The 18,166-nt window shown below is 62.4% G+C and carries 21 protein-coding genes; 7 read left to right on the top strand and 14 right to left on the bottom strand.

Going from position 1 to position 18,166, the window contains the following annotated elements; all coding sequences use genetic code 11:
* Window positions 1-75 precede the first annotated feature (75 nt).
* Together DEJ54_RS04465 and DEJ54_RS04460 are read right to left on the bottom strand one after the other, a co-directional pair.
* Window positions 76-384, bottom strand: coding sequence for a DUF1244 domain-containing protein (locus DEJ54_RS04465; RefSeq protein ID WP_162742213.1), 309 nt, complete (start codon window positions 382-384; stop codon window positions 76-78).
* A gap of 11 nt (window positions 385-395) precedes the next feature.
* Complete coding sequence (locus DEJ54_RS04460) at window positions 396-1,205, bottom strand: N-formylglutamate amidohydrolase (RefSeq protein WP_113156078.1); 810 nt, start codon at window positions 1,203-1,205, stop codon at window positions 396-398.
* 164 nt (window positions 1,206-1,369) lie between these two features.
* On the opposite strand from DEJ54_RS04460, the gene DEJ54_RS04455 reads away from it, so the two are divergent.
* Window positions 1,370-1,882 (top strand): DUF1036 domain-containing protein, encoded by a 513-nt coding sequence (locus DEJ54_RS04455; protein WP_113156077.1) that lies wholly within the window; start codon window positions 1,370-1,372, stop codon window positions 1,880-1,882.
* Complete coding sequence (gene pyk, locus DEJ54_RS04450) at window positions 1,879-3,315, top strand: pyruvate kinase (protein ID WP_113153504.1); 1,437 nt, start codon at window positions 1,879-1,881, stop codon at window positions 3,313-3,315. The genes DEJ54_RS04455 and pyk overlap by 4 nt, the downstream gene beginning before the upstream one ends.
* 222 nt (window positions 3,316-3,537) lie before the next feature.
* On the opposite strand, the gene DEJ54_RS04445 is transcribed toward pyk, so the two are convergent.
* Together DEJ54_RS04445 and ykgO are read right to left on the bottom strand one after the other, a co-directional pair.
* Window positions 3,538-4,131, bottom strand: coding sequence for a tetratricopeptide repeat protein (locus DEJ54_RS04445; RefSeq protein ID WP_113153503.1), 594 nt, complete (start codon window positions 4,129-4,131; stop codon window positions 3,538-3,540).
* Window positions 4,132-4,201: 70 nt separating this feature from the next.
* Window positions 4,202-4,327, bottom strand: coding sequence for a type B 50S ribosomal protein L36 (gene ykgO / locus DEJ54_RS04440; RefSeq protein ID WP_007008283.1), 126 nt, complete (start codon window positions 4,325-4,327; stop codon window positions 4,202-4,204).
* A gap of 193 nt (window positions 4,328-4,520) precedes the next feature.
* On the opposite strand from ykgO, the gene DEJ54_RS04435 reads away from it, so the two are divergent.
* Window positions 4,521-4,934: a lysozyme inhibitor LprI family protein gene (locus tag DEJ54_RS04435; protein ID WP_113156076.1), complete on the top strand. Its 414-nt coding sequence runs from the start codon at window positions 4,521-4,523 to the stop codon at window positions 4,932-4,934.
* Here DEJ54_RS04435 and DEJ54_RS04430 read toward each other — a convergent pair.
* The 3 genes from DEJ54_RS04430 to DEJ54_RS04420 all read right to left on the bottom strand — a co-directional run bounded on the left by DEJ54_RS04430 (window position 4,921) and on the right by DEJ54_RS04420 (window position 6,829).
* A complete protein-coding gene (locus tag DEJ54_RS04430; protein ID WP_113153502.1) occupies window positions 4,921-6,000 on the bottom strand; it encodes a 5-(carboxyamino)imidazole ribonucleotide synthase in 1,080 nt (359 codons plus the stop codon). The genes DEJ54_RS04435 and DEJ54_RS04430 overlap by 14 nt on opposite strands.
* A 2-nt stretch (window positions 6,001-6,002) precedes the next feature.
* Complete coding sequence (gene purE / locus DEJ54_RS04425) at window positions 6,003-6,494, bottom strand: 5-(carboxyamino)imidazole ribonucleotide mutase (protein WP_113153501.1); 492 nt, start codon at window positions 6,492-6,494, stop codon at window positions 6,003-6,005.
* 110 nt (window positions 6,495-6,604) lie between these two features.
* Complete coding sequence (locus DEJ54_RS04420; protein ID WP_222474041.1) at window positions 6,605-6,829, bottom strand: YdcH family protein; 225 nt, start codon at window positions 6,827-6,829, stop codon at window positions 6,605-6,607.
* Between the two features lie 227 nt (window positions 6,830-7,056).
* Here DEJ54_RS04420 and DEJ54_RS04415 point away from each other — a divergent pair, with 227 nt between their 5' ends.
* Complete coding sequence (locus DEJ54_RS04415) at window positions 7,057-7,236, top strand: YdcH family protein (RefSeq protein WP_113153500.1); 180 nt, start codon at window positions 7,057-7,059, stop codon at window positions 7,234-7,236.
* A gap of 372 nt (window positions 7,237-7,608) precedes the next feature.
* On the opposite strand, the gene DEJ54_RS04410 is transcribed toward DEJ54_RS04415, so the two are convergent.
* Window positions 7,609-8,883, bottom strand: a complete 1,275-nt coding sequence (locus DEJ54_RS04410; protein WP_113153499.1) for an MFS transporter — start codon at window positions 8,881-8,883, stop codon at window positions 7,609-7,611.
* Between the two features lie 214 nt (window positions 8,884-9,097).
* Entirely contained in the window at window positions 9,098-9,292 is a 195-nt protein-coding gene (locus DEJ54_RS04405; protein ID WP_113153498.1) for a DUF1192 domain-containing protein, read from the bottom strand.
* Between the two features lie 149 nt (window positions 9,293-9,441).
* Here DEJ54_RS04405 and DEJ54_RS04400 point away from each other — a divergent pair, with 149 nt between their 5' ends.
* Window positions 9,442-10,422, top strand: coding sequence for an NAD(P)H-quinone oxidoreductase (locus DEJ54_RS04400; RefSeq protein ID WP_113156075.1), 981 nt, complete (start codon window positions 9,442-9,444; stop codon window positions 10,420-10,422).
* Window positions 10,423-10,569: 147 nt separating this feature from the next.
* Here the strand turns inward: DEJ54_RS04400 and DEJ54_RS04395 are convergent, their stop codons facing one another.
* Window positions 10,570-12,768, bottom strand: coding sequence for an esterase-like activity of phytase family protein (locus DEJ54_RS04395; RefSeq protein ID WP_113156074.1), 2,199 nt, complete (start codon window positions 12,766-12,768; stop codon window positions 10,570-10,572).
* 227 nt (window positions 12,769-12,995) lie between these two features.
* Here DEJ54_RS04395 and DEJ54_RS04390 point away from each other — a divergent pair, with 227 nt between their 5' ends.
* Window positions 12,996-13,703 carry a DUF1013 domain-containing protein gene (locus DEJ54_RS04390; protein WP_113153497.1) on the top strand — a complete coding sequence of 236 codons (708 nt, stop codon included), beginning with the start codon at window positions 12,996-12,998 and terminating at the stop codon, window positions 13,701-13,703.
* Between the two features lie 126 nt (window positions 13,704-13,829).
* Here the strand turns inward: DEJ54_RS04390 and DEJ54_RS04385 are convergent, their stop codons facing one another.
* From DEJ54_RS04385 to DEJ54_RS04370, 4 genes are all read right to left on the bottom strand, one after another.
* Window positions 13,830-14,540 carry a YafY family protein gene (locus tag DEJ54_RS04385; RefSeq protein WP_113153496.1) on the bottom strand — a complete coding sequence of 237 codons (711 nt, stop codon included), beginning with the start codon at window positions 14,538-14,540 and terminating at the stop codon, window positions 13,830-13,832.
* A gap of 12 nt (window positions 14,541-14,552) precedes the next feature.
* Entirely contained in the window at window positions 14,553-14,927 is a 375-nt protein-coding gene (locus DEJ54_RS04380) for a VOC family protein (protein WP_113153495.1), read from the bottom strand.
* A gap of 131 nt (window positions 14,928-15,058) precedes the next feature.
* Entirely contained in the window at window positions 15,059-15,853 is a 795-nt protein-coding gene (locus tag DEJ54_RS04375) for an SDR family NAD(P)-dependent oxidoreductase (protein ID WP_113153494.1), read from the bottom strand.
* A 70-nt stretch (window positions 15,854-15,923) separates the two neighbouring features.
* Window positions 15,924-17,825, bottom strand: a complete 1,902-nt coding sequence (locus DEJ54_RS04370; RefSeq protein ID WP_113156073.1) for a propionyl-CoA synthetase — start codon at window positions 17,823-17,825, stop codon at window positions 15,924-15,926.
* A gap of 152 nt (window positions 17,826-17,977) precedes the next feature.
* On the opposite strand from DEJ54_RS04370, the gene DEJ54_RS23325 reads away from it, so the two are divergent.
* Window positions 17,978-18,139: a hypothetical protein gene (locus DEJ54_RS23325; protein ID WP_204360853.1), complete on the top strand. Its 162-nt coding sequence runs from the start codon at window positions 17,978-17,980 to the stop codon at window positions 18,137-18,139.
* Window positions 18,140-18,166: the final 27 nt, after the last annotated feature.

Raw genomic sequence — 18,166 nt, 5'->3', positions numbered from 1 at the left:
GATGCCCCAGCTACGCCCGGTGGTCAAGGCATTTGCGTTGCGGCCCGCGCCGCTCCTGCCATGGTGTTGCGCCGCTCAGTGGTCCTTCGGGCGGTTCTCTTCAAAGGCGGCCTTTTGCTCTGCGGTCGCCTCGGTCTGATATTTCGAACGCCACTCCTCATAGGGCATGCCGTAGACGATCTCGCGCGATTCTTCCTTCGAGAGCACAATGCCCTCCGCCTCGGCGGCGTCCCGATACCAGTTGGACAGGCAATTGCGGCAGAAACCGGCCAGGTTCATCATGTCGATGTTCTGCACGTCGGTGCGGGTGCGCAGATGGTCGAGCAGGCGACGGAATGCGGCTGCCTCCAGGTCGCGCTTTTTCTCCTCGCTCAGCGTGGTCATGGCGTTCTCCTTCACGAATGGTCCGAGCGCGATCCGAAATGCTTCACCTCGTGCATCTCGGGCCGTGCGTTGATCTCTAGAAGCAATGGGGCGAGCCGTTCCGCCCAGGCGTTTGCGCCTGCCTCATCGCCGATCAGGTCCTGCCGGATCTCGATCAGCGCATGGGCAAAGCCCCGCTCCGTGGCGTGACGGTGCATCGTGTCGCCGGGATATGCGCCGTCATAGGGCTCATTGTCGCCCACGGTCAGGTCGCCGCCGGCTTTCAGCGCCTCCATCAGCGGGATCGTGGCGCGGTCGTCGCGGTCCCACAGAAGCCCCACCTCCCACGGTCGCCGACGCCCCTTCATGAAGGGCGTGAACGAATGCATGGAAATGATCAGCGGGGCCGCCTGAAACGCGTCCGCCGCCTGTTCCACGGTCTTTGCCACCGCATCGTGATAGGGCAGGTAATAGCGTTCGAGCCTGTCGCGCCGTTCTTCCGGGCTCAGCGGATAATTGCCGGGAATGATCGTGCCGTCATAGAGTTGGCGAATCAGTGTCGGGTCGTTGATGCCCCGGTTCGGGTCGATCAGCAGTCTGGAAAAGCCACACAGAACGGCGGGCGCACCGGTGATCCGGGCCAGCGCGCGGGTTACCGCCTCAACGCCGATGTCATAGGCGATGTGGCGTTCGAATTCCGTCTCCGGCAGGCCGAGCGCGTCGTAACGCTCGGGCAAGTCCCGTTTGGCATGATCCGCAACCAGAACGAGCCCCATGCTCTCTCCCGGGGCCGAATCGCCACGAATGATCTCGAAAGGAGATGTATAAGTGCTGGCAGTCATGGATTCGTTCCCGAAGACATGCGGAGAGGTCATAAATGTGCGCTTATCGCAGTCTAGACTTCTCCTTTCATGATGTGCTGCGTTCTGCAATGGCTGTGACGGAAAACACGCGCGGCAGACATTGCCGCGTTGACAGGCGCACGGACATTGCCGAAAAGGAAAATATGCTCAAGTCGAATTCAAGGTTACCAAAAATGCTTCGACGGGCGTCGCGCGCGAAACGCCGGGGGGCTTTTCTGCTGGTCGCCGCTGCCGGACTGGGAGGCGCATTCCTTGCGCCCACACCGGCATTTGCGGACTTCCGTGTTTGCAACTCCACACAAAACCTCGTTGGCGTGGCCATTGGCTATCGCACCGGCTCGGGCTGGGTGAGCGAGGGTTGGTGGCGGATCGAGAAATCGAGCTGCAAAACCCTGATCGAGGGGCCCCTGGAGTCGCGCTATTACTATCTCTACGCAGAGGACGCCGCGAGCGGTGGCCGCTGGGAGGGATCGGTCCAGATGTGCGTTGCACTGACCGAGTTCAAGATAGCCGGCACCAATGATTGTTTTGCGCGGGGCTTCCAGCGTGCCGGTTTCCAGGAGTACGACACGCGTGAGCAGGAAAACTGGATGGTGGATTTGACTGACGGCCCAGCCGAAAACAACACGCTGACGAACACCGGTGCTTCCCGATGAGACGCGAGCGCAAGGTCAAGATTCTCGCAACGCTCGGTCCGTCCTCTTCCGAAGAGGAGACGATCCAGCGTTTGTTTGAAGCCGGTGCGGATGTCTTCCGCATCAATATGAGCCATGCCAGCCACGAGCTGATGCGCACCCTTGTCGGGCGCATTCGCGCAGTGGAGAAGAAGGTCGGTCATCCGATCGGCATTCTGGCCGATCTGCAGGGCCCCAAGCTGCGCGTTGGCACATTCGCCAACAAGAGCGTCGAGCTTTCCGTCGGGCAGAAATTCACGCTCGATGACAATCCCGAGCCGGGTGACGAAAAGCGGGCGCACCTTCCGCACCCCGAAATCCTGAAATCGGTGGAGCCGGGCCATCGCCTGCTGATCGACGATGGCCGTCTTCAGCTCAAGGCGCTGAAAAACGACGGCAAGTCGATCACCTGTGAAGTGGTCGCCGGCAACAAGATTTCCGATCGCAAGGGCGTCAGCCTGCCCGACACCGATCTGCCCATGGGCGCACTGACCGACAAGGACCGCAAGGATCTCGACGCGGTGCTCTCCGCCGATGTCGACTGGATCGCGCTCTCCTTCATCCAGCGTCCGGAGGATCTGGCCGAGGTGCGCAAGGTCGCGCGCGGCCGGGCCTCCCTGCTTGCCAAGATCGAGAAGCCGCAGGCCGTCAAGCGTCTGGCCGAGATCATCGAGCTGTCCGACGCGCTCATGGTGGCGCGTGGCGATCTGGGCGTGGAAATGCCGCTGGAGGCCGTTCCCGGCATCCAGAAGCAGATCACCCGCGCCTGTCGCCGTGCCGGCAAGCCGGTGGTTGTCGCCACCCAGATGCTCGAATCGATGATCTCCGCTCCCGTGCCCACCCGCGCGGAAGTCTCCGACGTCGCCACGGCGGTGTTCGAGGGCGCGGATGCGGTCATGCTTTCGGCAGAATCGGCCGCCGGTGACTATCCGGTCGAAGCCGTTTCGACCATGAGCTCCATCGCGACCAAGGTGGAGCAGGACCCGACCTATCCGACCATCATCAACGGTCAGCGCAGCGAGCCGGAGCCCACGGGCGCAGACGCCATTTCCATGGCCGCACGCCAGATCGCCGAAACGCTCAATCTCTCGGCGATCATCTCCTACACCTCGTCGGGCACCACGGGCCTGCGCGCTGCGCGCGAGCGCCCGCAGGTGCCGATCATCGCGCTTTCCCCGGTTGTGCAGACGGCGCGCCGTCTGTCGCTCGTCTGGGGCACGCATTGCGTGGTCACCGAGGATGCGGCGGATCTGGACGACATGGTCAACCGCGCCTGCCGCATCGCGTATGAGGAAGGTTTTGCAAAGCCCGGCAACCGCGTGATTGTCACGGCCGGTGTGCCGCTGGGAACCCCCGGCGCCACCAACATGCTGCGTATTGCCTATATCGGCTCGGACGGTCTGGGCGGGATCTAAAGCAATTCCAGGAAAAGTGGGAACCGGTTTTCCGTCCGGAATTGCGTAGAAATATTGAGTTAGGGCGTTTTCGCGTTTCAACGAAAAGCGAAAACGCTCTGACCCGCTCAGCTCCTTGGCACTAAGAATATGGCCCGGCGGGTTTCCCCGTCGGGCTTTTTTATGCGCCGGTAGAAAAACGTAGGGGCTGTTATACGGGGCGAGGGGGCGCCACAGAGCGCGTCAGATGCCCTGGCCGTCCAGCTCGTCGGAAATCTCCGCCACGGCGTTCTGTGCGCTTCTCAGCATGGGGTAGACGTCCAGAACCTGCTCATAGGCCGTCAGCGCCTGCTGCTCGTGTCCCGTGGCCTGCAGAATGCGCGCCATGCCGGCCAGCGCGCCGAAATGGCGGGGCTCAAGCTCCAGCGCCTGCGATATGTCCGTCATGGAGCGGGCATAGTCGTTCATCATGTAATGCACCGTCGCGCGCCGGTTCCAGCCCTCCGCATAATCGGGAAAGAGCACGGTCACCTGATCGAGAAAATCCAGCGCAACGGAGAAATCCTGCGCTTTGACGGCGTCATTCGCCCACTGCATCAGCAGGTTGGCGGTATCGCTGCCCGAATCGTTCCAGGCTTCGCCAATGCGCAGGGCAATCCGGCGTGCGGCCCGTTCGTTCGTTTCTTTTTTGAGGTCGGAGAAAAGCGCGTTGAGTCGCGTCTGCCTGTCTGTCGCCGGCGCTTCAACGCCGGTCACAGGCTCATTGCCATCGGCCGCCTGAAGAGGCGGCAGACCCATCATGAAAATGGCGGCAATGGCTACAGTGAATCGGACCATGCCGCAATCATAGGCGCGGCACAGCCAAAGGAAAACTGAATTTCGCGTGAAGACCGCCCGAACAGGCGGATCAGCCCTGCCGTGCCTTGAAGCGCGGGTTGGACTTGTTGATGATGTAAATGCGTCCCTTGCGACGGACCATGCGGTTTTCGCGGTGACGGGTCTTCAGCGCTTTGAGCGAATTTTTGATCTTCATCGTTCTTGTCCGTGGTTGGCCGTTGGGCCCGAAATGAGAAGGCGCGCTGTCCCGGCGCGCCACAAGTCGATGGGCTCATAGACGACGAAGCTTGCCTGTGTCAACCTTTCGGCGGGTTGTCGAGGGTGAATCCGGCGATTCCACGTTGCAGGCAGCCCGATTTTTTGATGACCACAGCTTTATGGAGATTCATATGTCATATCGCAATTTCCGGTATCCGTTTGCAGCATTCGCAATTTTGCTCTTTGCCTCGTCCGCTCCCCTTCATGCAGATGAACTCGACTGCGACGATGCGCAGACGCAGGCCGACATGACCCAGTGCGCAGGCAAGTCCTATCAAGCCGCCGACAAGAAGCTCAATGCGCGCTATGGCGACGCCATGAAGCGTTACGAGAACAATGAGGAAGCGCGCACGCTTCTGCGCGATGCGCAGCGGGCTTGGATCGCGTTTCGCGATGCTGAATGCGATCTGGTCACGCTCGGCGTGCGCGGCGGGTCCATCGAGCCGATGATCCGCGCCCAGTGTCTTGAAGACCTGACCGAAGACCGTTCAGATCAGCTGGAAGATCTGGTGGACTGTCAGGAAGGCGATCTCAGCTGCCTGTAAGGCGCGTGAAGTGCCCCATCTTGCGGCCGGGCCTTATGTCCGTCTTGCCATAGAGGTGGAGCATCAAATCGGGTTCTGCGAGCAGTTCCGTTGCGCGCAGAACCTCGTCACCGATCAGGTTCTCCATCACGCAGTCCGAGTGGTGCCTCGGGTCGCCCAGCGGCAGGCCCGCTACGGCGCGAATGTGCTGTTCAAACTGCGAAACCGTGCAGGCCGCCTCGGTCCAGTGTCCCGAATTATGCACGCGCGGCGCGATCTCGTTGACCAGCACCTTGCCATTGTCGAGCACGAAGAACTCGACGCCCAGAACCCCCACATATTGCAGGGAGGTGAGAATGTCCGTGGCTGCCTGCGTGGCGGCCGCCCGCGTCTGAGGGGCGATTTCGGCCGGGACAGTAGAGCGGTGCAGAATGCCGTCGCGATGTTCGTTGTGGGCCGGCTCATAGGTGGCGATATGCCCGTCCACCGAACGCGCCGCGATCACCGAGATTTCCTGCTGGAAGGGGATCAGCGCTTCGAGGATCAGCGGAACGCCGCCCATCTCGGCAAACACGCCTTCGCAATCTGCGGCCGTGGCGTCGCGAAACACGCGCTGTCCCTTGCCGTCATAGCCCAGACGCCGTGTTTTGAGCACGCCGCTGCCGGAAAAGCCCTCAAGCCCCCGCGCCAGGTCCTCATCGCTGTCCACGGAAACGAACGGAGCCGTCGAGATGCCTGCCGCGTTCAGGAAAATCTTCTCCGCGAGGCGGTCCTGCGCCGTTTCGAGCGCTTCGGGCGGCGGGAAGACCGACAGCTCCTCGCTCAGCGAGGCGGCAGTCGCCACCGGCACGTTCTCGAATTCATAGGTGATGACGTCGCATTGCGCGCAGAGCCTGCGCAGGGCGCTGGCGTCGTCATAGGGCGCAGGAATGAAGGCGTTGGCCACCTGTGCCGCAGGGCTGTTTTCGGCGGGGTCGAGAATGATGGTGCGGTAGCCGAGCTTCGCTGCCGCCATGGCAAGCATGCGGCCAAGCTGCCCGCCACCGAGAATCCCGATGGTTGCGCCCTGGGGAAGTGGAGCCTTCATGATCAATCTACCGGATATTCGGCCACCTGTGCCGTCTGTGCTGCGCGCCAGTCATCGAGACGGTCGGCAAGGTCTTCGTCGGAGAGCGCGAGAACCGAGGCCGAAAGAAGCGCGGCGTTGATCGCGCCGGCGCGTCCGATGGCCAGCGTTCCAACCGGCACGCCGGCGGGCATCTGTACGATGGAGAGAAGCGAATCCTGCCCCGAAAGCGCCTTGGATTCCACCGGCACGCCGAAAACGGGCAGCGGCGTCATGGCGGCCGTCATGCCCGGCAGATGGGCCGCGCCGCCGGCGCCGGCGATGATGGTCTGAAAGCCCTCGTCGCGGGCATTCCTGGCAAAGTCGTAGAGACGTTCAGGCGTGCGGTGGGCGGAAACGATCCGCGCTTCATATTCCACACCCAGCGCATCCAGCGTGTCTGCGGCGTGGCGCATTGTCGCCCAGTCGGATTGGCTTCCCATGATTATCGCCACTCGGGCGGTCCGCTCAGCCATCAAGCCCCCTCGCAATCAAAAAACAGCCTGTAGTCAAAACTGTCTCTCCCCGCAACCTCGTGCGCCCGCCTGATGTCGAATTCGACAGGAAATCAGGCAATTCAGGCAAGTCACGCAATGATGTCAGGGATGATGTTGTCTTCCAGTTCCTGAAGCCGGTCCTTGAGCGCCAGCTTTTTCTTTTTCATGCGCTGAATGCGAAGCGGGTCGCAGCCCGTAGCGATCATTGCGTTGATCGCGGCGTCGAAATCCGCGTGATCCTGTTTGAGGCGGGCGAATTCGAGACGAATTTCCGCCTGTTCCTGTTCTGATGTCACCACAGTCAGCTGATCCACATATGCAAGATTCTGGCCTGAATCCGGCGGGCGGATCTGCAGCCGATCAAAGCTGTCGAGGCAGGCCCGTCAGCGGCCGCGCTTATAGCACATTTCAGCATTACAGGAAATGCTACCAGACTGTGTTCGACAAGCCACATTTCAGGTGGCACAATGTCTGGATCGCCGGTTCCCGCGGGCGGGTGAGGGGCCGGTGAGTTCTCGAGGAAACAAAGGAGAACCCAATCATGTCTCTTGAATCCCATCTTGCAGAGTTGAAGCGTAAACACGGCGAACTGGAGCGGGAGCTCGACAGCGCCAAGCTCCATCCTTCAGTCGATGAGCTCGACATTGCTCAACTCAAACGGCGCAAGCTGGCCATCAAGGACGAGATGGAAAAGATCATGGCAGGTGCGACCCGTCATTAGAGCAAACCCAGGAAAAGTGGGAACCGGTTTTCCGTCCGGAATTGCGCAAAAACAATGAATGAGAGCGTTCTTGCGATCCAACGAAAACTGGGAAGGCTCTAGATCGCCGCGCGTCCACCCGGATGCGCAAGGGGCGGTCTGATCCATTGATGGAGCACCGGACCAATCCCAAACCGGAACAATCCGAAAAGCGAATGCCGGTCAGGCGCGTTTCGCGCCTGATTCGTGATCTTGATAATGCGGCCCAATTGCGGGCCTTCAGCCTCCGTCTCGGGTCATCCGGGTGCGGGGGCTTCGTCATTCTGGAAACCGCAATCCGGCATTCGCAACATGAATGCCGATGCGCTCACCCTATACCGGGTTTCATGACGCCTATTTGACAGCGGCCTCCGCCTCGCTGTCCTCGACATCCTCCGTGTCGCTGCGCGGGTCGAGCACCGCAGCCTGCGGCGTCACGGCGCGTTCGGAAGGCAGGGCGTTGAACGCTTCGCGCTCGTCCACCGGCACCGGGGCACGCCGCGTGATGCGCAGCAGCGCATAGCCAGCAAGGCTGAAATGGGAAAGCGCGGTGATCAGGAACAGGCTTTCCGGGCGCAGGCTTTCCATCAGCACGCCGCCAACCAGCGGGCCGAGCATGGTTCCGCCACCATAAAGAAACAGAAGTCCGCTTGCCACTTTCACGAAGTCTTCCGGCGAAGCGTGGTCGTTCGCATGGGCGACGATGATCGAATAAAGCGTGTAGGCAAAAGCGCCATAGACCGCCGTCATCGCGATCACATAGGCGCCGTCGCGTGGTGCGGTGAGGAAAATCGTGAACCCCACAAGGCTCGCACCGAACGACAGTCCCGCGATCACGAAGCGGCGGTCGATCCGGTCCGACAGCCGGCCGGCCGGCAGCTGCAGTGCGGCCCCGGCCAGAACGGCGATGCTCATCATCGTGGCGATCTGAAGCGTTGAGATACCAATCTCGCCGCCATAGACCGCGCCCATCGTGCCCCACGCGCCATTGGCCGTGCCCACAAGAAGGCAGCCGACAAATGCCACCGGCGAGTTCATGAAAAGCCCCTTGAGGTCGAGCGTGACCTGCGCCAGCGGCTGCGGGCTCACCGCCTTGGAAACGGAGGTGGGAATGAGCGCCATGCAGAACAGGATGCCGGTCGTCATGAACAGGAGCGTGTTCGACACATCGCCGAACGCCACCGTCATCTGTCCGGCGGTCAGCGACGCATAGGTCAGCATCATGTAGACGCCGAAAACGGTGCCCCGGTTTTCATTGGTGGATTTCTCGTTCAGCCAGCTTTCGATCACCATGAATGCGCCGGCCATGGTGAAGCCGGTGAAGATGCGCAGGATGACCCAGCCGGTCGGGTCCACCCACATGCCGGTCAAAAGCGCAATGATCGCGCCCGAGGCCGCAAACGCGCCAAAGGCCCGCACATGGCCGGCGCGGCGCACGATGCGCGGCGCGATGAAGCAGCCGGCGACAAAGCCCGCCGCCCAGGCAGCGCCCAAGGCGCCCAGAGAGGCCGTCGGGAAGCCTTCCATCTGCCCGCGAAGGGGCAGCAGAAGTCCATGAAGGCCCGATCCCGTGAGCAGGAATGCGGTGCCCAGAAGAAGCGCAATGATAGAGCCGAGAGGTGACAGCATGTACGGGTTCCGAAGGGGGTAGCGTTCGAATTGGCCGGTTATCGTTCAACCGCGCCTTCGCCATCGAATCATGGCGTCAGCAAGGCCGGGGAAGAGACTGGCGGCGTCTTCGAGACACGCGTTTGACACTATGCGCGAATAATGGCGTCGCCGCCATCGCAAAACCGTCGTTCAGGGCGACGATTGCGGTATCCGAAGACCCTTTCGCGCCAGGCTAATCCCGTCGGAACAATGCCTCTGCGGCGTTCTTGGTTGCACCCTTGCTTTCAATGTCCCGTTCGAGCCGCACGATCTCCTCCTTCAGTTGCGCAATCCGTTTGTTGAGTTCCTCTACGGAGAGCAGCGACAGGTCCTCACCGATCCGGTGGCCGGCCGCCTGTTTCTTGTCGTCCTCGTCGAAAATGCCCATTGCGCGTTCTCCCATCGCCTCCATCCGCAAGGTGATGCGCTATGCTGGCAGGCGCGCCCTTGATCCGCGTGCATCACTCGCCGATTGTGTTGTCGGACGTTCTTCAAATCAACAGGGGCATGACGAATCATATGGCGCTTCCAGAGAAGATGACGGCAGTGGCGATCAGCGAGCCGGGCGAGCCGAAAGTGCTGAAACCGGAACAACGCGATGTGCCGAAGCCGGGCGAGGGGGAAATTCTCATCAGGGTGCGCGCCGCCGGCATCAACCGGCCCGACGTGTTTCAGCGCAAGGGGCTCTATCCCGCGCCGCCCGGCGCTTCCGATCTGCCGGGCCTCGAGGCCGCCGGTGAGGTTGTCGCGCTGGGCGAGGGGGTGAAACGCTGGCAGGTGGGCGACCGTGTCACGGCGCTGACACCCGGTGGCGGCTATGCCGAATACTGCCTGACGCATGAAACCAACGCGCTGCCGGTGCCCCATGGTTTCAGCTTCACCGAGGCTGCGGCCATCCCCGAAACCTTCTTCACTGTCTGGCACAATGTGTTCCAGCGCGGCGGCCTGAAAGAGGGCGAGACCCTGCTCGTGCATGGCGGCTCCTCCGGCATCGGCACCACCGCCATTCAGGTGGCGACAGCCCTTGGCTCGAAGGTCATCGCCACGGCGGGCTCGGCGGAAAAATGCGCCGCCTGCGCGTCGCTGGGCGCGGTGCGCACGGTCAATTACCGTGACGAGGACTTCGTCGAGGCCGTGAAGGAAGAGACAGGCGGTCATGGCGCGGATGTCATCCTCGACATGATCGGTGGTGACTATATCGAGCGCAATTACACCGCCGCGGCCATGGATGGACGCATCGTGCAGATCGCCTTCCTCAAGGGGGCGCGGGCAGAGGTCGATTTCTCGCAGATCATGCGCAAGCGCCTCAGCCACACCGGTTCCACGCTTCGGCCCCGTTCTGTCGCCTTCAAGGGCATCATCGCAACAGAGCTGGAAGCGCATGTCTGGCCGCTTCTGGCCGCTCGCCGCATCGCCCCGGTCATGGACATGACCTTCCCGCTGGCCGAGGCCTGGCGTGCGCATGAGCGCATGGAAGAGGGATCGCATATCGGCAAGATCGTGCTGGAAGTGTCCTGATCACCGGCGAAAACGCCTTTCCCAAAAACAGGAAGGCCCCGGCGATGATGCCGGGGCCTTCAGCCCTGGGAGGCTTTGTTTGCGAGAGCAATTCCGGGAAAAACTGAAGCCGGTTACCCGTCCGGAATTGCGCAACAACGATCCAGGTCAGTGGGTCGCGCTGAGCTTGCCCATATTGACGAAGATGGTCTCGCCGGACGAATCGTCCACCCCGTCATTGTCGGTCACGAAATAGGCGGTGCCGTCCGCGTCGATGGCGAAGCCCTCGATCTTGTCGACCACATAACCATTCGTCGCGGCTTTCATCTCCGGCAGCAGGTCACGCTCCAGCGTCTTTTCCACCAGCGGCAGGTCCGCATCCAGCGCAGCCGGTGCGAAACCGTCCAGCGACACGCTGTAGAGTTTCTTGATCTTCGCCGACGAGCCGATCTGGTTGTCGCGCTCCACGATGTAGAGCTTGCCGTCATGCGCGGTGATTTCGGAAAGGCCGACCCAGCCCTTTTCCGCCGCATCCAGCGGATAGCGAACGGCAGCCCATTCCTTGGAGGCAGGCTTGTAGCTCACCAGCTTCACCTGGCCCTTCGGGTCGTCTTTCCATTCGCGCTGGATCGCCATCACCAGCATCTGGTCGTCGCCTTCGCCGACCACGGTCACGCCTTCCATGCCGAAGCGCTGCTCCACGGCGAGCAGTTCGGCGGGAAGTGCGATCTCCTGCTTGATCTCGCCCTTTGCATCGACGCGGAACAGCGCGTGCGGCGTCAGGCGGTCGGTGCGGCCTTCCGAAGCGAGCCAGAAGCCACCCTTGCCATCATTGGCGATGCCTTCGAGGTCGAGCTTCTGGGCAGCCGCGCCATTGCGGGTCACGACCGTCTTTTTCGTGATCCGGGCCGGCGTCTGCGTCGCGTCGATGGTGAAGATCGCGGGCTGGTTGCCGTAGAACGAATCCGAAACGGCGTAGAGCGTGCCGGGCTTTTCCGGATCAGCCACGAGGCCCGAAAGAGCGCCCCAGCCAAACGGTGCGCCGTTCTCGTCCATGGCGGATTCGATGGTCGGGTAGGCGGCCTTGCCCTCGGAAAGTTCGTAGACCATCACATGCGAGCGTGCGCCGCCGTCTTCGATCAGGTCCGCCTCATTGGCCGTCACCAGGAGGTTGCGCTCGGGAATGGCGACCAGACCCTCCGGTCCGATGCCCGACGGCAGCACCTGCACGAATTCCGGTGCGCCGCCCGTGTCGCGGTAGACCGCGATGAGCGAAGCACGCTCCAGCGCAACGAAGATGTACCGCTGATCGCCGAAGGTCGCGACTTCGAGGCCCTCGGGCTCGGTGCCCTTGGCGTCGGAGCGCTTGTCCGGGTAGTGGCCGGCGGCTGCGGCGCGGAATTCCAGATCATTGCCGCTGTCGAACAGAACCTCGCCCGTCTTGTTGAAGATGGTGAAGCTGCGCGATCCGCCTTCATAATCGCCCTCATTGGCGGTCACGAAGCGGTCATTGTCGAGCCACTTCACGGCGTCCGGCTCGCGTTTCACATTGGCTGCCGCCTGATCGAAGTCGATTGCGCCATTGTCCAGCGTGTCGATCTGTTCGAGGTCGATACTGCCGGCGGCAAAATGGTTCACCACCGCGCCGCTTTCAGCCGAAACCACCGCGATGTGGTTGTTTTCCTGAAGCGTGACGACAATTTCGCCCGCGTCGTTGAAATCCACGAATTCCGGCTCCGGGTCGCTCGGCGCGATCTCGGCGAGACCGGCGAGCGAGACGGTTTTCATGCTGTCGCAGTCGGGCATGCTGTCGGTGAGCGTGAACACTTTGAGGTCGCCGGCAGGCATCTGCGGAATCACGCCGTCATTCAGGTCTTCATCGCGCTCATTCTCGATGGCGACGGCCAGAAAGCGTCCATCGGCGCTGATCGCGACCGAATCCGACTGCCCGCCCAGCGCGCAGGAGGCTTCGGCGGTTTTCGCCGCCATGTCGATCACCACCAGATTGCCGGAAGGCTCGGTAAAGCTCTTCGAGGTGTTCACTGCGGCAATCGCCTTCTGGCCGACCACGCCCACGGAGGTGGGTTCGCCGTCCAGCATCACAGCGCCGCCGGCTTTCGGCGCGGCTGCATCGCTGATGTCGACGAAGCCGACGCCGCCCAGCGGGCTGTCGGAATAGATCAGCGTCTTGCCGTCCGCGCTGCGGGCGATGATTTCGGAAGAGGTCTCCGTCGCCTTGTCGGTATCGGCCGGCAGGTTCTCGGCCACTGCAAAAGTGGCGATGCGGTTGAAATTCATCTCTGCCTGAGCCGGTAAGATGACAGCCGTGCTGGCCAGCAGAGCAAGAATGATCGCGTTGCGTTGCATGTTCAAAACTCCCTCAAGTCCCGTAGGAGCGGCACAATCGGAGGGCTTGGTTTCACGCCGATGACGGATCAATGACGGTTCGGTGACGCCCCCGTTCCGGGGTGCTGCGCAATTTGTTGCGTAAGGGGGGTGTTTCAGTTTATAAAGCGGACGAAATTTCCCAACATCGGTGGTTATAACCACCGCCCGCGGTAGGGACGCGGGCGAAGGAAGAGGATTCTTGAACTATGGCCAACACGCTTCTCATGCCCAAGGCCACCGCCGTGTGGCTGGTCGACAACACGGCGCTGACGTTCGATCAGATTGCAGAGTTCTGCAAGCTGCATCCGCTTGAGGTTGGTGCCATTGCCGATGGCGACGCCGCTCAGGGCATCAAGGGCATGGACCCGGTCATGACCGGCCAGCTCACCCGCGAAGAAATCGCCATGGGCGAGCGCAATTCGAACCACAGGCTGCGGCTTTCCGAGCCGAAGGTGCGGGTGCCGGAGACCAAGCGCAAGGGGCCGCGTTACACGCCGCTCTCCAAGCGTCAGGACCGGCCCAACGCCATTCTCTGGCTGGTGCGCAATCATCCGGAGCTCAAGGACGCGCAGATTTCGCGTCTCGTCGGCACCACCAAGTCGACCATTGAGGCCATTCGCGAGCGCACACACTGGAACTCGCCCAATCTCGTGCCGATGGACCCGGTGACGCTGGGCCTGTGCTCGCAGATCGATCTCGATCTGGAAGTGCAGCGCGCTGCCCGTTACCTGCCGCCGCAGGAGAGCACCGGCGAAACGCTTCTGCCGGCATCCGAGACCGAGCATCTGCCGCTCGGCGAGCAGGATTCGTCCTCCTCGGAAGAGAAGGAACTCGACGCAGAAGCCGTCTTCGCAAAGCTCTCGTCGATGCGTTCCACCGAAAACAATGACGATGATGAGGACGATCAGTCCTGATTCGCGATACCTGATAATCTCCCCCGGCAGTTCGGGGGGAGAAATTAGAGCAGCCTGATCTCGTATCAGGCTGTTTTCGTATTGGGTGATGGCGGCAGAAAGTCCTGTTGCAGGAGAGCTTCCGGTTCAGCAGGCCTGTGCCCTGCCGATCATGGCTTCATGAATTTCCATACGGCGGTAGAAGTCGGCAAGCTGCTTGCCGCGCTCTGGCCGGAACCCGCGCCCTGCCGGCTTGATCGCCGCAATGCGGTCGATGCGAAAGGTGCGGAAATCTCCGCGCAGCTCGCACCAGGCCACCAGCGTCCAGACCTTTCCCCAGAACCACAGGCCCAGAGGCCGCACATCGCGCTCCGATGTCCGGCCTGCCTCGTCGCGGTAGTCGAGGGCAAGCACGTCGCGCGTTTCCACCGCGCGCTCCAGCGCATCGATGGTCTGGCGGTCCATGTCGCTCACCACCCAGCGCGGGGTGTGAATTTCGGTTTTTGCAATCCGGTCGCGCTCCGGTTCCGGCAGCACGGTTCCGATCTTGATGAGCGCTTCTTCGGCGGCCCGCGCCATCGCTGCGCCGCCGAAGGCGCGCACCATGCGCGCCCCGGCCACCAGGGCCACGATCTCGTCGCGGGTGAACATGAGCGGGGGGAGCTCGAACCCCTCCCGCATCAGATAGCCCACGCCCGCCTCGCCATCGATGGGAACCCCGGTCGATTGCAGGTCGGCGATATCGCGATAGATCGTGCGTTCCGAGACTTCGAGACGCTCGCTCAACAAACGCGCCGTAACCAGGCGCCCGCCCCGCAAATGCTGGACGATCTGAAAAAGTCGGTCAGCACGGCGCATGCGTTGTTCTCCTCACGCAAAAATTCCGAAGCTGTTTCCGTCGGGATCGAGACAATACACGAAACGACCGGCAGGAATAGTGACGATGGGCGACACCACTTTGCCGCCATTGTCCGTCACGCGCTTCATGGCGTCTTCAAGCGGCGCTGCGACTGCGAGATGAATGGTCGGCCCGGTGCCTTCGGGAGCCGGCTTGCCGGGGTATATGTGCCCCGAGATGGATTCCTGCGGGTCTTTCGAGGCGAACACGGCAAACGGGTTCGGCCCGTCTTCCTGCAGCGCCAGTTCATTTTCAACGACAGCGCCATAAAAAGCGCGCGCCCGGTCCATGTCGGTGACCGGAATTTCCGCCCAGACGACAGCATGCAACGGCAAAGTGGCAGACACTTGGGTAACCCTCCATTTTCAATGCCTGCAGAATGACACAGCCCTCCTGACAACACACTGTCAGGAGGGCCGTTACGCTGCGCAGAAAAAAGGGCAGGGCATCATCGCCGACCGGTGCTGACGCCGTTTTGTCAGGAGATATCCGGCTTCACTTCCACCGTGTAGTTCAGCGGCAGGCGTCCGCCATCGGCGTAGATCGTCTGTCCCGTCACATAGCTTGCATCGTCATCGGCCAGGAAGGTTGCCACCGAGGCGATCTCGCCTGGCTCGCCGGCGCGGCCGAGCGGCGTGCGCGAGAGCATGCGGTTGCGCGCCGCCTGGTCGCTGTTCACCTTGGCCAGCATCTCGGTCATGATCGAGCCCGGCCCGATCGCGTTGACGCGAATGCCATAGGGCGCGAGCGCCAGCGCCATCACGCGGGTGAGCTGGTTCACGCCACCCTTGGAAACCGAATAGGCGATCTGCTCGGGGATCGCGAGAACGGCGTTGATCGACGACATATTGATGATCGTGCCCGGCGCACCGCCATTCTGCACTTTCTCGACCATGAAGCGGGCCACGGCCTGCCCCGCGAGGAAGGAACCCTTCAGATTGATGTCGAGAACGCGGCTGAAATCCTCTTCGCTCAGGTCGAGAAAGTCCGACGCATGCACGATGCCGGCATTGTTGACGAGAATGTCGACGTCGCCGAAGGCGTCGATGGTTTCCGCCAGCATGTTGTGCACGTCCAGCCGCTTGCTCACATCCGCCTTCACGAAGCGCGCATCGCCCAGTTTCTCCAGATCGGAAAGCGCCTGCGCGCCCTTTTCGCCATCCACATCGGCGATCACGACCTTGACGCCGTGGCGCAGAAACCGCTCGGCGATTGCATAGCCAATGCCGCTCGCGCCGCCCGTTACGATTGCTGTCTTGCCGTCCAGTGCCATGATGAATCCTTATGCCAAAAATCGGCCGGACCCTGCGCCGGGGGCACGGCAAGGTCAAGGGCAGCGCCCGTCACTTCCCGGACTTGTCCAGCGCCTCGCTGATTTCATCGAGGATCGCCGGATCGTCGATAGTGGCCGGCATCGCCCATTCCTGATGGTCGGCGATCTTCTGCATGGTGGCGCGCAGGATCTTGCCCGAGCGTGTCTTGGGCAGCCGTTTCACCGGCACCACCTTCTTGAACGCGGCAACCGGCCCGATCCGCTCGCGCACCATCGCCACCAGCTCGCGTTCCACCGTGCTCATGTCCGCCCCGGCCCTGCCGTGCAGCACCACGAAGCCGCAGGGCACCTGACCCTTGAGCTGGTCGGCAATGCCGATCACCGCGCATTCGGCAACGGCGGGGTGCTCGGCCACCACTTCCTCCATGCCGCCGGTCGAAAGCCGGTGTCCCGCCACATTGATGATGTCGTCCGTGCGCGCCATGATGAAGAGATACCCATCCTCATCCAGCATGCCGGCGTCCGCCGTCTTGTAGTAGCCCGGAAACTCGCTGAGATAGGCCTCGCGAAACCGCCTGTCGTCGTTCCAAAGCGTCGGCAGTGCGCCGGGCGGCAGCGGCAGCTTCACCACCACATTGCCGAGCGTGCCCGCCGGCACGGGGTGTCCCGCATCGTCCAGAACCTGAACGTCATAGCCCGGCATCGGTACGCCCGGTGAACCGTATTTCACCGGAAGCATGCCAAGCCCGACGGGGTCCTGACTGATTGGCGCACCCGTCTCCGTCTGCCACCAGTGGTCGATCACGGGAACGCCCAGCGTCTTCTCCGCCCATTTCACCGTGTCGGGGTCAGCCCGTTCACCGGCCAGAAAGAGCGTGCGGAAGCGGGAGAGGTCGTGCCCGGCCATCATCTCCGCATCCGGGTCCGCCGTGCGGATCGCGCGAAACGCCGTCGGCGCGGTAAAGAGTGCGGCCACGCCGTGTTCGGCGATCACCCGCCAGAACACGCCGGCATCGGGCGTGCCCACCGGCTTGCCCTCGAACAGAACCGTCGTGCAACCGTGTAACAGAGGCGCATAGACGATGTAGGAATGGCCCACCACCCAGCCCACATCCGACGCCGCCCAGAACGTCTCGCCCGGCTCGATGCCGAACTCGTTGTACATCGACCATTTGAGCCGCACCATGTGCCCGCCATTGTCGCGCACAACGCCCTTGGGGCGTCCCGTCGTTCCAGACGTGTAGAGAATGTAGAGCGGATCGGTCGCGAGCACCGGCTCGCACGGCACGACAAGACCGGCAGCACGCGCCGCCTGCACCATCCGCGCATAATCATGGTCGCGTCCCTGCACCAGGTCGCAGCCCTGTTCCTCGCGCTGCAGGATCAGGCAGTTCTCGGGCTTGGCGGAGGAGAGGCGGATCGCTTCGTCGAGCAGCGGCTTGTAGGGCACGATGCGGCCGGGCTCCAGCCCGCACGAGGCCGAGATGATCGCGCGCGGAGCCGCATCATCGATGCGCGCGGCAAGCTCGCGGGCGGCGAACCCGCCAAACACGACCGAATGAACAGCCCCGATGCGCGCGCAGGCCAGCATGGCGAACACCGCTTCCGGCACCATGGGCATGTAGATGACCACGCGGTCGCCCTTGCCGACGCCGAAATCCCTCAGCACGGCGGCCAGCGCCGTTACCTCGTCCTTCAGCTCGCCATAGGTGAAGCTCTTCTTGCGGCCACTGATCGGGCTGTCATAAACGAGGGCGGGCTGGTCCTTTCGCCCGCCCTCGACATGCCGGTCCACCGCATTGAAACACGTGTTGCAGGTCGCGCCGGGGAACCAGCGCCCGTAAACGCCGGCCTCCGCGTCGAAAACCCTGTCCCAGGGGCTGTACCAGTCGATTTCGGCGGCAGCCTCCGCCCAGAAACGCTCCGGATCCTGCTGCCAGCTCCGGTAAACTTCGTGATAGCGCGACATCACCCCGCCTCCTCCCTGCGGTTTGAGCCTGATCTCGCCCGACGATAGCGGATCGTTGGCGGAAAGGTAAATCAGACTTGCGGTGAAGGCGATGGTTTTGACAGGTGGGGCCGGCAGCGGGCACAAGGGGCGATGGTTTCCCGAATCGGACCGTCATGACCAAGATCCTGCTGCTGCTCATTCTGGCGATGATGATCGTGCACATCATCCGGCCGCTCGGCCTTCCGGGCCTGAAGCGCCGCGCCGACTTCTGGAAGCTCGCCCTGATCGCGCTCGGCGCGGTCTCGCTCACCATTCTTTTACGAGGCGGCGAGTAGGGCGCAGGTGATTCCCGTGAAACACTG

The organism is Nitratireductor sp. OM-1 (assembly GCF_003296175.1).
Lineage (GTDB): Bacteria > Pseudomonadota > Alphaproteobacteria > Rhizobiales > Rhizobiaceae > Nitratireductor > Nitratireductor aquimarinus.
The sequence above is the reverse complement of the archived record's forward strand: the minus strand, read 5'-3'. Positions and strand labels throughout refer to the sequence as shown.

Bases quoted from the DNA above. Each gene is read 5' to 3' on its own strand.
- DEJ54_RS04395 (WP_113156074.1), bottom strand. From the start codon at position 12,768: ATGCAACGCAACGCGATCATTCTTGCTCTGCTGGCCAGCACGGCTGTC.
- ykgO (WP_007008283.1), bottom strand. From the start codon at position 4,327: ATGAAGATCAAAAATTCGCTCAAAGCGCTGAAGACCCGTCACCGCGAA.
- DEJ54_RS04400 (WP_113156075.1), top strand. From the start codon at position 9,442: ATGACGGCAGTGGCGATCAGCGAGCCGGGCGAGCCGAAAGTGCTGAAA.
- DEJ54_RS04465 (WP_162742213.1), bottom strand. From the start codon at position 384: ATGACCACGCTGAGCGAGGAGAAAAAGCGCGACCTGGAGGCAGCCGCA.
- DEJ54_RS04415 (WP_113153500.1), top strand. From the start codon at position 7,057: ATGTCTCTTGAATCCCATCTTGCAGAGTTGAAGCGTAAACACGGCGAA.
- DEJ54_RS04390 (WP_113153497.1), top strand. From the start codon at position 12,996: ATGGCCAACACGCTTCTCATGCCCAAGGCCACCGCCGTGTGGCTGGTC.
- DEJ54_RS04435 (WP_113156076.1), top strand. From the start codon at position 4,521: ATGTCATATCGCAATTTCCGGTATCCGTTTGCAGCATTCGCAATTTTG.
- DEJ54_RS04375 (WP_113153494.1), bottom strand. From the start codon at position 15,853: ATGGCACTGGACGGCAAGACAGCAATCGTAACGGGCGGCGCGAGCGGC.
- DEJ54_RS23325 (WP_204360853.1), top strand. From the start codon at position 17,978: ATGACCAAGATCCTGCTGCTGCTCATTCTGGCGATGATGATCGTGCAC.
- purE (WP_113153501.1), bottom strand. From the start codon at position 6,494: ATGGCTGAGCGGACCGCCCGAGTGGCGATAATCATGGGAAGCCAATCC.
- DEJ54_RS04460 (WP_113156078.1), bottom strand. From the start codon at position 1,205: ATGACTGCCAGCACTTATACATCTCCTTTCGAGATCATTCGTGGCGAT.
- DEJ54_RS04430 (WP_113153502.1), bottom strand. From the start codon at position 6,000: ATGAAGGCTCCACTTCCCCAGGGCGCAACCATCGGGATTCTCGGTGGC.
- DEJ54_RS04405 (WP_113153498.1), bottom strand. From the start codon at position 9,292: ATGGGCATTTTCGACGAGGACGACAAGAAACAGGCGGCCGGCCACCGG.
- pyk (WP_113153504.1), top strand. From the start codon at position 1,879: ATGAGACGCGAGCGCAAGGTCAAGATTCTCGCAACGCTCGGTCCGTCC.
- DEJ54_RS04385 (WP_113153496.1), bottom strand. From the start codon at position 14,540: ATGCGCCGTGCTGACCGACTTTTTCAGATCGTCCAGCATTTGCGGGGC.
- DEJ54_RS04445 (WP_113153503.1), bottom strand. From the start codon at position 4,131: ATGGTCCGATTCACTGTAGCCATTGCCGCCATTTTCATGATGGGTCTG.
- DEJ54_RS04455 (WP_113156077.1), top strand. From the start codon at position 1,370: ATGCTCAAGTCGAATTCAAGGTTACCAAAAATGCTTCGACGGGCGTCG.
- DEJ54_RS04410 (WP_113153499.1), bottom strand. From the start codon at position 8,883: ATGCTGTCACCTCTCGGCTCTATCATTGCGCTTCTTCTGGGCACCGCA.